The sequence below is a fragment of the Arthrobacter sp. 35/47 genome (genome assembly GCF_000520475.1).
GTDB classification, from domain to species: domain Bacteria; phylum Actinomycetota; class Actinomycetes; order Actinomycetales; family Micrococcaceae; genus Arthrobacter_D; species Arthrobacter_D subterraneus.
This window is the reverse complement of the sequence record NZ_KI914620.1, coordinates 94502-96629: the sequence shown is the minus strand read 5'-3', so window position 1 is coordinate 96629 and position 2128 is coordinate 94502. Positions and strand designations below refer to the sequence as shown.

Below are 2128 nucleotides of genomic sequence, written 5' to 3'. Positions count from 1 at the left end.
CCGTGGCGGACCGCCTCGCCGCCGTTTTCCCCGGCCTGCCCACAGCACCCGCAGATCAGGGTCTGGTGGCAGGAGCGTCCGGCTCCCAGGGGTGGGCGGCCGCGCAGTTCGCAGTTGCCCATGCCGACGCGCTCGGCATCAGCGCGGTATCCCATGCCGGACTGCAGTGGAACCGGTCCGACGGCGGCTGGACCACCGCGGAAACGGAGACCGGCGAGGTGCTGATAACGGTAGCCGTGGTTCCGGCCTGACGGTGCCTACGCGATGATTTCCACCACCGGCTGCACGTAGCTCCGGAAGACGGCCTCGTCGTCGTACAGGTCTTCACTCATGATGAGCATGTCCGGTTCCACATACCAGGCCCGGGTCTCGCTCAGCGGCAGCTCGACGACGGCGAGGAAGAAGTTCCTCGCGGGCCGGCCGAGCTCGAGCTCCCGCTCCTGAACCAGCTCGTTGAAGCGTCGCCTACCGCCGTTGCGCATCCGCCGAAGCTCCCGCTGCCGCCAGGCTGCATCGCGTTCCTGGCTCCAGGCCAGTGCGGTTCCGTAGTGTGCATGGGTAAGCCGCTGCAGGGCCGGCATGGCATCCAGTTCCGGGAATTCCGGCGGCGTAGGCAGCGCCGAGCCGTCCCCATGTGCGGCAACAAGCTCATACCACCAGGCCTCCCACTCGACCCTCAGCGCTGTGATCCCGCCGACGGAGTGGACCGTCTGCCGCGGGTCAACGCAATGCGGCGACGGTTTCACCGGGGATACCGCCGGACGGCCGATCACACCAAGCCCGGCGCAGTCCCGCAGGTACAGCGCAAAACACATCGCCAGCGAGGAAGCCGCTCCCACCCTCCAGGAGGTCGCTCCGTTGACGTGCATGTGTGGCCCTGGCCTCTCCGTCGGCAATACCCGACCGGCTGTGTGCGCGTGTCCTCCAAGGGTAGACCGATAGGCCGGTCGCCTCCAGAGGTGCCGGCCCGCCGACTTCCCACCGGCGCATACCGACTTCCTCCGCCTTACTCGCCCGGCCCGGGGCACTCGGTCGGTAGGCTTGATCGCATGAAGATTCTCGTTACCGGCGGAAGCGGTTACATCGGCTCGCACACCACACTGGCGCTCCTGGAGGCGGGGCACGACGTCGTCGTGGTGGACAATCTCTACAACTCAAGTGAAACCGCCCTGAGGCGGGTGGAGGAACTGGCTGGACGCGAGCTCACCTTCCGCAAGGTTGACCTGCTGGACGAACCTGCCCTCGATGCCGTGTTCGAGACTGAAGCGGTTGACGCGGTGATTCACTTCGCCGGGTTGAAGGCTGTCGGTGAGTCGGTGGAGAAGCCGCTGTTTTACTACCACAACAACGTCGGCGGCACCCTCAACCTTCTGCGGACCATGGACCGCCACAACGTGCGCACGCTGGTGTTCAGCTCCTCAGCCACGGTGTACGGCGCCTCCGAGGAGGTCCCCCTCATCGAGAAGATGCCGCTGGACGCCACCAACCCCTACGGGCGCACCAAGGAACAGATCGAGGACATCCTGAGCGACGTCGGTGCCTCGGACGGCCGGTGGAATATCGCCCTGCTGCGCTACTTCAACCCGGTGGGCGCGCACAAGTCGGGCCGCATCGGCGAGGACCCCACCGGCGTGCCGAACAACCTGCTCCCCTTTGTGGCGCAGGTTGCGGTGGGCAGGCGGGAAAAGGTCATGGTCTTCGGCAACGACTACCCCACCCCCGACGGCACCGGAATCCGGGACTACATCCATGTGGTTGATCTCGCGGACGGCCACGTTGCCGCCCTGAACTACCTCACCACCCACTCCGGGGTCCACCGCTGGAACCTCGGAACCGGCCACGGCTCGTCGGTGCTGGAGGTCCTGGCGGCGTTCTCGAAAGCCGCCGGCCACGAGATTCCCTACGAGTTCGCGCCGCGGCGCCCGGGCGACGCCGCCGTCAGTTACGCCGATCCCTCGTCCGCGCTTGCTGACCTCGGCTGGTCGGCCCACCGGACACTGGATGAGATGTGTGAAGACCACTGGCGCTGGCAGAAGAACAACCCCGAAGGCTACGCTTCCTGATCCTGCATTTCAGGACACCGCGTACGACGACGGCCGGTCACCTTCCCAGCGAAGGTGACCGGCCC

At 66.6% G+C, this 2128-nt stretch carries 2 protein-coding genes and 1 pseudogene; 2 read left to right on the top strand and 1 reads right to left on the bottom strand.

From position 1 onward, the window contains the following. Positions 1-251, top strand: a pseudogene (locus X803_RS20795) (hypothetical protein); the annotation flags it as partial. 6 nt (positions 252-257) lie between these two features. On the opposite strand, the gene X803_RS0116580 reads toward X803_RS20795, so the two are convergent. After that, positions 258-869, bottom strand: coding sequence for a hypothetical protein (locus X803_RS0116580; protein WP_026546008.1), 612 nt, complete (start codon positions 867-869; stop codon positions 258-260). A gap of 180 nt (positions 870-1049) precedes the next feature. Between X803_RS0116580 and galE the strand changes: the two genes are divergently transcribed. Next, on the top strand, positions 1050-2063 hold the full coding sequence (galE, locus tag X803_RS0116575; protein WP_026546007.1) for a UDP-glucose 4-epimerase GalE: 1014 nt from the start codon (positions 1050-1052) through the stop codon (positions 2061-2063). Positions 2064-2128: the final 65 nt, after the last annotated feature.

What these genes read in the sequence shown, in the direction of transcription:
- X803_RS0116580 (WP_026546008.1), bottom strand. Translation starts at nt 869, where the DNA reads ATGCACGTCAACGGAGCGACCTCCTGGAGGGTGGGAGCGGCTTCCTCG.
- galE (WP_026546007.1), top strand. Translation starts at nt 1,050, where the DNA reads ATGAAGATTCTCGTTACCGGCGGAAGCGGTTACATCGGCTCGCACACC.